Below are 8,657 nucleotides of genomic sequence, written 5' to 3' on the forward strand. Positions count from 1 at the left end.
CCTGGCGGGTTAAACAACGCCACCTGTTTGGGATGGTTCAGTGGTAAATCATTGAGCCATCCATAAAGGGGGCGGCCTTGGAGAAAATTCTTCCATATTCCCGTAATCAGGTAAAACAGGATACTTACTATAATTGCGGCCCGGCGTCATCGCAGAATGTTATTTTGGCGGCGACGGGTAAAACCATCCCAGAATCAGCGCTAGCCGCAGGATTGGGAACCACGGTTAACGGCACTGACTATATTGGCCAGTTTCCACGCGTGCTGAACGCGCATATTCCTGGCGCGGCGTATAAGCACCGCGATGTTGGCACGTACCCGAATGCGGCGCTTAAGGATGTTATGTGGCGTGAGATGACCGGCTCGATTAATGCTGGTCATGGTGTGATTATAAATATTGTTGCGCCGCCGTCGAATTATCCGCGTGCTGTGGCACCGTCTACGGAGAGTCCACGCTACGGCGGCGGAGTGGTGTATCACTACATTGCCGCGTTGGGCTATTCGGATCAGGGTGGTCGGAAACTGTGGATTGCTGATAGTGGTTTCGCCCCGTATGGGTATTGGGTTAGCTTCGACCAGATTTGCACGCTGATTGTGCCCAAAGGGTATGCGTACTCAACTGCGGGGGCGAAGCATCCCCCGGCACCTGTGGAGCATAAGCCACAAGCGGCGGGCCATATCCTAGGTATTGATATTTCATCTTGGCAGAATGGCATGCCTTTGTCTCGCGCTAAGCGTGAGGGCATGGAATTTGTGATTGTCCGCACCACGGACGGCACATACCGTGATACGTGCTACCGCTCGCATATTCTGGATGCTGAACAGCATGGCCTACTCACCATGGCTTATCACTATCTGCGTAATCCGAATGAGGGCAGCAGCATCGCGCAGCAGGTAAACACCGCGTTGGATGTCATGGGTGATTTGAAGCGCCCCATCTGGCTGGACTGCGAAACACCCGCCGGGTTGCACGTGAACCATATCCGCGAAGCTAAGCGCCTTTTTGAAGCCGCCGGTGTGCGCGTTATAGGCGCGTATTCCTACGTCCCGTACTGGGAGGGGAAGATAGCCCCCGGCGAACCAGCCACGCACGAATTCGGCGCGTTCTGGGTGGCGGCCTACGGGTCTAACCCGGATGGCTCCCCATCGCAGGTGTATGCGGCACGCGGCGGCGACAACGCAGCACAGTGGAATTATCCGCTCGGCAATCAAAAACCCGTGCTGTGGCAGTACGGGTCTAAGGCCGAGGTCGCAGGATTCGCAGACGTAGACGTGAATGCGTTCCGTGGCACCCGCGAAGACCTCCAAGCCCTAATCACAGGTAAACCAACCCTTAAGAAAGAGGAACTCGAATTGAGCAACATTGACCAGAAGCGAATCAAGCTCACCCTAGACCAATTGGCAGGCCCGGGCACCAACAGCAAGGGCGAACCAACTTTTAACGGTTGGTCTTTTGATTCCGTATTGGCGGCGGCGAAGAAAAAGCAGGCCGCTAACAGCGGGTTGACGATGGTGGAAATGCTTGTGCTCAATATTGATGCGCAGGGCAAGCGTGCGGACGCTACGGATGAGGCGTTGCGTGCTTTGAATGAATCTTTCACGGAGCTAATTAAGGCCGTGGGAATCCTCAATCAAACCGTGGAAGCACTCGCAGATAATAAAGACCCCATCAGCCCGGAGGTACAGTAATGGCTAACGCATGGAAATACCGCAAGATTGCCTACTACGTCGTCGCAACGCTCATCTTCATCGCCTTGACTACGGGCATTGTCACCAAAGAGCAGCTCGACGGCATCGTAAATACCGCCACTATCGCATCTGGTTATTTGGGGACGTTTGCCCTGATTTTTGCGGGTACTAAGACGCATCGAGGCTCCGATGATAAGGCCACTAAGGATGATGTGTTGGATGCTGTGCAGCAGGCCGGTAGTGTTGGCGCATTGGCTAATGAGTTGCGCGGCATGGTTGAGGATTTGGCTAAGCGTTTCCCGCAGCAGGAGCAGCCGGAAATTGTTTCTACTGTTGATTCCGGTAATGAGCCGGGTATTTACCCTGGGGCTTAATCATGTGGCACAAGGCTAAACACGCTTGGAATGCGGTTAATGATGCACGTAAGCGTGCAGATGATTGGTTTGCTGGCAATGCTGGTTTGGCTGTCATCCTTGGCTCACTCACATTAGTTCGCGGCGTGTCTTACCTGCCACTGTTCGTCAATCCGGAGCGTAAACCAGCGCACTTCGTCGAGGGGATTCTCCCCATGGACTTGAATGCCACATTGTGGATCACCGTCGGATTAATGGCAGTGTACCCGGCATTCAAACAGGGGAGAATCTTATCTGTCTATGTAGGCATCGCATCCGGTTTGCATGCCGCGTGGGGTGCTAGTTTCATCCTGAATAGCGTATTCGGGGTTGCGGAACGTGCATGGGTATCTGCAATCGGCTATATCGGTATCGTCTGGCTGACCTATTGGGGACTAAAGCGGATTAGCGTCACGCGTAGGGGGTAGATTATGGAGTGGCTATTGGGCATCATCGCTACCCTTAGCGTCCCTGTTGTGGGCGGCGTATTCGCGTGGATTAGCCAAAAGGCGGCGAATAAGTCACAGCGTGAAACAGCATTGATTGAGCAGTCAGGGCCGGATTGGAAAGCTTTCACCGATGAGATGAAAGACTGGACAAATAAACAATTGCAGGAGCGCGACGCGTCTATTAAAGAATTGCGCGAAGAGGTCGCTAGCTTGGCGCAAAAATTGGAGGTGTGGAAAAGCCGCTACTATATCGCAGTGCACCACATCCGACAGTGGCGGCTGAAGCACCCGGAATCTATTAGTGAGCTTCCGGTTCCTGACGAGCTGGAAAATGACTTTTAGCAGGTGGACAACGGTAGGCGGCATGTTTCCTTATGGGTGATTAAAGCACCTGTTGTTAGGAGTACCCTGCTATGGCCGATTCTGTGCCTACTTATGGCGACCTTGAAACGAAACTCATTCTAAAATGGGTAGACACTAGCGATGTTCTGGCGACTCAGCGCGCCATTATCGAGGTCACCCCGTCGGCTGCTTTCCTTGAATTACCGCGTGGCTTGCGCGGCCAAAAGGGCGAAAAGGGCGACCCCGGCCCAGGTTTGTGGTTCCGTAATCTGATTACATCGAAGTCACAATTACCTACTGATTTGCGCCAGGTAGATGCGGGCGCCGCGTACCCGGATGTGAATTCTCGAAGTCTTTGGGTGTGGGACGGTAGGGACTATCTAGAGATCCCTAATTTTATTGGCATGCCTGGCGCGCCGGGTAAGACACCACGCCCGCAGATTGGTTCCGTGGTTCCTGGCCGCGATGCGTCGGTAAGCATTAACCATGCGGCCTCGACGGAGGACTCATTCGTCCTTGATTTCGTGCTACCACAAGGCCCACAAGGCAAGCCCGGGCTTAAAGGTGACCCAGGTGATGCCGGTAAGCTTGCGGATTCACCGGATGTTGACATGGCGCGTGCACCATTGATTGGTGAATCGCTGATGTGGACAGGGCAGAAGTGGGCGCCGCGCACGGTACTCGCCCCAACCGGGCCATGGATTTTGTCACCGAACGATTTCAAGTCGGTGGATATTACGGTCGCAGATGGGGAAATTGAATCTGACCAGCTGGTCGCGTCGGTGACGGTGCCGGGCCTGTCTTATGATTGGCGACCTTTGGTTATCAATGGTCAGGTCAATATTAAGGCCGGTTTGGGTATCCGTGTTGATGCTGAGGTGCGGGTAGGTAATGCCCAGTCCGGCGATGTGGTGGGGCGTTCTATTGGCACGGTGAATCAGAATGGGCCGTCGGCTATTACCGCATCGGCGGATGCGTTGGTTACGCCTGGCGCATCGTATGGGGTGGTCAAGGCTAATACCGCGACGACTTTTTACGTGGTTTTGAAGAAAAAGCAGGGCACTGGTTCGTGGTCGTTTGTGCGTGATGGTGCATCTTTGGCGATTATGGCGCAGCCTGTGAACACGAACTTCAACTAGGGGGGGCGTTGTGGCTGATATTAGTGGCGGTATTGACCCGTGGCTGGCTGGTGAGCCGGAGTATAAGCAGCCGCCTAATCCTGCAAATGTTGGGGATCGTAACCGCACGTGGGGTATCCGCCCTGACCTTTTTGATTCGCTGAATAAAGTGATGCCGAAAAAGGCGACCATTGATGAATTGCTGAAGCAGGCGCAGGACAGGTTGGAGGATTCGAAGAAGTTTCTTGCGATGGCTGAGGATGCGCAGAAACATGCGTTAGCGTCGTTGCAGGAGTCGGAGCGGGCGACTGAAAAGGCCGAGCAGGCTATTGCGGATTCGCAGTCGTCGCGTATTCAGTCTGAGCAGGCTGTTAAAGAGGCGCAAAAGGCGGTTAAGGCTTCTTCGGATGCGTTGCAGAATTCTGAGGATGCTTTGCTGGATGGCCGTTATGCGCGTGAGGATGCGGCGAGGGCGCGTTCTTATTCGGAGTCGGCGCAAAAGGATGCGGCGGTTGCGCGTACTAATGCCGATGGTGCGCTTAAGGATGCTAGGGCGGCTTCGGAGCAGGCTGCGGCTGCTGATTTGAAGTCGGATGAGGGCAAGCAGATTGCGATTGCTGCGAATACTAAAGCGATTAAGGCTACGGATGATGCTGTTGAAGCCTTGACTAAAGCATCCCAGGCGAATAGTAATTCTATTTCTGCATTGGAGCGGGCTACGGCTGCGAATGATGAATCCTCTAGGGCTAATGCTAAGGCGATTGAGGCGACGAATAAGGCGTTGCAGGCGACGAATACGGCGACTGAGGCGAACTCACTAGCGATTGAGGCGTCGAATAAGTCTGTGAGTGCGTTGGAGCAGGCTACGGCGGCTAATACTAAGGCTATTGAGGCTACGAATCAGGCTGTGGCGGCTGTTACGTCTGCTAGCACGGCGAACACTAAGGCGATTAAGGCAACTAATCAGGCTTCGGATGCGATTGCGCGTAGTGTCAATCTGTTGTTCGTGCAGAATCATGGGTCACTGTACATGACTAGGGTGCTGGATCTGCGGGCTGGTGTTACTCAACCACTGACGTGGGGTGGGGTCACGGGTAAAATGATTGGATGCCATACGGGGACTTTTAACGATGGCGGGACATATATCTCTTTTGAATCTCCTGGGGATTGGGAGGTTCGCGCCCGTGTGATGATGCCACCCGAAACTGTCCTCTCGGTCGGATCGAGTACCACCCGATTGGATGTGCAGGTGCGTGATGCCCCGAACGGCACGTGGGTCACGAGGTCGGCACAGTCTGCAAATGATGGTTTTTCGGAGACATTGGAAGTCTGCACCATCGTGCATATTCGTGAAGCCGGAGGGTACGCCTACGTTTCGGCTTATATCAGTAAAGACAGCTCCAAGCTCTTCGATAACACGAGAGCAGGGGAGCAATTCACAGAGTTCTCCGTCCGCCAACTTTCCCGCACTAGTGAAATCCAGTGATGGACAACTGCCGTCCGCTGCCATGCTGTGCTGGTAATCAACCCACAAGGGGGCAAAAGTGCAGTACACAAGGGTTAAACGTGCTGTTAGCGCTGTTGTAATCGATGGTGCGGATTCGGATGCGAATCCAGATTTTGTGAAGGTTAACGGCAATGTGACTTTCACGCCGCTGCTTAAAGCCGGTGATGTGGTGCAGTATGCGGGGCCGAAAGGCCCTGAATCACTTGTGCTCGCACCTATCGAATGCCGCATTAGTGACGGCATCATCATGCACCGTGGGCAAGAGGGCGTATACCTAGCAGCCGGTGGTGAGGGTGTCCAGCCGGATGTGATTCAGTGGAAAGCCGAATTTAGTCACATGCAGGCGAACGGTTGGGCATTCACCCTGAAGCCCGTCATGTTTGACGCAGTACCGGGTGGAGAAGTTGACCTTACGCTAGTGTCGCCCATCGCTGGCGCGTCTGAGCCGATTGTGCGTGGCCCAGCTGGTGTGGGGTTGAAATCGATCACTGTCGAGGGGTCTGAGCTTGTTGTCACGGTCACGTCTGAGGCTGGCACATATGTTATGACGCGCATACCGTTGGAGGATGTGGTGCGTGCCGAAGCAGATCAGGCGGTGGCGTCTGTACAGGCCGCAATAAAGGCTGATGTCGATAAGGCTGTAGAATCCGCGGCCGCCGCGAAAGAGTCTGAAGACGTGGCAGCAAAGTCCGCTAGTGATGCACAGAATGCGGCATCCGAAACTGTGGCTACTGCCCAGGCCGCAATAAAGGATGATGTGGCTGCTGCTGCGAAGTCAGCCACAGATGCCCAAACGGCCGCGTCGAAGACTGTAGAGTCTGCACAATCTGCAATCCGGGCTGATGTAGATGCGGCGGCTGCATCGGCCTCGGCGGCGCAGGCGTCGGCATCCACTGCCACCACACAAGCGGAAACCGCCACCACACAAGCCGGTACCGCTACGAAACAAGCTGACGTAGTAGCTGCGTTAGCTAAGAATGCGAAAACGTCCGAGACGAACGCCAAGACTTCGGAGACAAACGCGGGAAAATCCGCGACCACCGCCACCAATGAAGCTAATCGGGCGAAGACGGAGGCCGACCGGGCAGCACAGAAAGCCACGGAGACAGCCAATTCTATTGAGGGTAATTATTCCCCGGTTGGCCACCGTCACGTGTGGTCTGATATTGACAATAAGCCCGCCGCTTTCCCACCGTCTGCGCATACTCATCCTGTTGGGGATGTTGAGGGGTTGCAGGCGGCGTTGGATGGTAAGGCTGCTGTAGAGCATACGCATACGTGGGATGAGGTGACTGGTAAGCCTGATTTAGCTTCGACATGGGAGCAGGTAAAAGATAAGCCGGATGCGTTCCCTACTACGTGGGATGAGGTGAAGGGCAAGCCTAGTACTTTTCCTTCCACCTGGGATGAGGTGAAAGGCAAGCCCGCCACGTATCCACCCGCTCCGCATACGCATACCACCGCGCAGGTCGAGGGGCTGGATGACGCGCTGGCTGGCAAGGCTGATAAGGGGCACAGGCATAAGATCGAGGATGTGGACGGTCTTAAAGAACGCCTTGACCAGCAGGATGCGGCTGCGAATGCTGTTTACACTTCGATTCTTGACGTTAGAAGGAAGCTCAGCGGCAAGGCTGATGAGTCCTACGTCAAATCCCAGATTGCTTCGACGCGGTCTTATGTGGATAGGGCGGTGGCTGATGGCAGCAAAATTAAGGTTGTGTCGTCGCTGCCGTCGTATCCGGATTCTTCAACCGTTTATATTGTGGTGTAGGGGGCTAGCATGCTTTATGTAGGTAATAAAATTCCTAAGCAGGTCACGGTAGGGGGGGCAATGCTAAGGCTGTTTTCTACGGGCCGCGCATTGTCTGGGCACCTGACTGGGCCACGGAAAGAAAAGCTCAAGGCGGCGAGATTAAGCCCGGCACCTACGTGCACTACGACGGCCAATTCTGGAAAACCACGCAGTGGTCGTCGCTTCCTCCTGGCTCGTCGAAATTGGTATGGGAGCAAATCGGATGAGGTGGCCGCATGCTCTATGTAGGCAGCAAATACCCCTCAAATGTGGCAGTAGGTAGCAGGGAGGCGAAAGCGGTGTTCCGTGGCAGCACCCCACAATGGGCACCCCCATGGCAGGTCACCGCAACCTACGCCGTGGGGGATATCGTCGCGAGCCGTGGCGGCTTCTGGGAGTGCATTAAGGCGCACAGCTCGAAGAATATTTACGAGCCGGGCAGTGATTACGGATCGCAGGATTACTACTGGCGCATGTATCGACCGTGACCCACGATGAGACAAATACTAAAGGAGAAATCATGAGCATTGAGCAAATCAAAGAGTCCATTCAGCAGCTCACTGATGATGAGGTAGAAAAGCTGGGTGTGTGGATTTACGGGGATGAGCGCGAACGCCGCGCCACGCTTAAAGCCGTGGAGGAAGCACAGGCGGAGGTGGTTAAGGAGCTGCAGGACGCGGGTAAGCTACCACTTCCTGACGCACTGACCGACCCGGAGAAACTGCCGGCGGCTATTAGTGACGTGCCGGAGTGGGTAAACCCCGGGGTGGATCATTCCATGATGTACCGCGAGGGCGACATCGTGCGCCACAACGGCCGCATTGTGCGCTCTACCCACAAGGGCCTGAATCACTGGGAGCCAGGCGCGCACGGCGTGGACGAGCACATCTGGGCGGACATCACCGACCGATACACCACCTCCCAGCCAGAAGAGCCGGGCACCGGCGAGGTGCGACCGTTTGCCCCTGGCCTCGACGTAGCGGAGGGCGACATCGTGGCTTACGAGGGTGCCCACTACCGGGTACGCTCCGCACACACCACCGCCACACACTGGCCACCAGACCAAGCCCACGCCCTTTTTGAAAAACTCTAACCACAAGCCCCTGACCGCACACGCGACAGGGGTTTAATCATGCCCGCAAGGCTGGAAGAAGCTTTAGCCTAACTGGTTCTACTATTGGCCCTACTAGCCATTATTTAGGGGAATAGTTAAAGCGGCCCCGTGTCCACATTTCGTGAGCTAGGGCCGCATTTAACACTTTGGAGCCGACGACGGGAATCGAACCCGCGCCAGCAGCTTGGGAAGCTGCAGTTCTACCATTAAACTACGTCGGCGCAATGCAATAGATGCATTGCCAAAAGCTTAGCA

At 55.0% G+C, this 8,657-nt stretch carries 9 protein-coding genes and 1 tRNA gene; 9 read left to right on the top strand and 1 reads right to left on the bottom strand.

Going from position 1 to position 8,657, the window contains the following annotated elements:
* Positions 1 to 77: 77 nt before the first annotated feature.
* From HMPREF0308_RS13650 to HMPREF0308_RS05930, 9 genes are all read left to right on the top strand, one after another.
* Positions 78 to 1,688, top strand: a complete 1,611-nt coding sequence (locus HMPREF0308_RS13650; protein ID WP_236251889.1) for a GH25 family lysozyme — start codon at positions 78 to 80, stop codon at positions 1,686 to 1,688.
* Positions 1,688 to 2,062 (top strand): hypothetical protein, encoded by a 375-nt coding sequence (locus HMPREF0308_RS12995; protein ID WP_005529668.1) that lies wholly within the window; start codon positions 1,688 to 1,690, stop codon positions 2,060 to 2,062. The genes HMPREF0308_RS13650 and HMPREF0308_RS12995 overlap by 1 nt, the downstream gene beginning before the upstream one ends.
* Positions 2,063 to 2,064: 2 nt before the next feature.
* Positions 2,065 to 2,508, top strand: a complete 444-nt coding sequence (locus HMPREF0308_RS05900; RefSeq protein WP_005529669.1) for a hypothetical protein — start codon at positions 2,065 to 2,067, stop codon at positions 2,506 to 2,508.
* A gap of 15 nt (positions 2,509 to 2,523) precedes the next feature.
* Positions 2,524 to 2,871 carry a hypothetical protein gene (locus HMPREF0308_RS05905; RefSeq protein ID WP_236251888.1) on the top strand — a complete coding sequence of 116 codons (348 nt, stop codon included), beginning with the start codon at positions 2,524 to 2,526 and terminating at the stop codon, positions 2,869 to 2,871.
* 71 nt (positions 2,872 to 2,942) lie between these two features.
* The gene (locus HMPREF0308_RS05910) at positions 2,943 to 4,010 is read left to right on the top strand and encodes a hypothetical protein (protein ID WP_005529673.1); all 1,068 of its coding nucleotides are present in this window, start codon (positions 2,943 to 2,945) and stop codon (positions 4,008 to 4,010) included.
* Between the two features lie 10 nt (positions 4,011 to 4,020).
* Positions 4,021 to 5,475 carry a coiled-coil domain-containing protein gene (locus tag HMPREF0308_RS05915; protein ID WP_034657087.1) on the top strand — a complete coding sequence of 485 codons (1,455 nt, stop codon included), beginning with the start codon at positions 4,021 to 4,023 and terminating at the stop codon, positions 5,473 to 5,475.
* A gap of 58 nt (positions 5,476 to 5,533) precedes the next feature.
* Positions 5,534 to 7,267, top strand: coding sequence for a phage tail fiber protein (locus tag HMPREF0308_RS13000; protein ID WP_005529677.1), 1,734 nt, complete (start codon positions 5,534 to 5,536; stop codon positions 7,265 to 7,267).
* A 257-nt stretch (positions 7,268 to 7,524) separates the two neighbouring features.
* Complete coding sequence (locus HMPREF0308_RS14455; RefSeq protein WP_005529679.1) at positions 7,525 to 7,776, top strand: carbohydrate-binding protein; 252 nt, start codon at positions 7,525 to 7,527, stop codon at positions 7,774 to 7,776.
* 32 nt (positions 7,777 to 7,808) lie between these two features.
* The gene (locus HMPREF0308_RS05930; RefSeq protein ID WP_050765419.1) at positions 7,809 to 8,381 is read left to right on the top strand and encodes a carbohydrate-binding protein; all 573 of its coding nucleotides are present in this window, start codon (positions 7,809 to 7,811) and stop codon (positions 8,379 to 8,381) included.
* A 168-nt stretch (positions 8,382 to 8,549) separates the two neighbouring features.
* On the opposite strand, the gene HMPREF0308_RS05935 is transcribed toward HMPREF0308_RS05930, so the two are convergent.
* Positions 8,550 to 8,623, bottom strand: a tRNA-Gly gene (locus HMPREF0308_RS05935).
* Positions 8,624 to 8,657 lie beyond the last annotated feature (34 nt).

Source organism: Corynebacterium striatum ATCC 6940 (assembly GCF_000159135.1).
Classification (GTDB): Bacteria; Actinomycetota; Actinomycetes; order Mycobacteriales; family Mycobacteriaceae; genus Corynebacterium; species Corynebacterium striatum.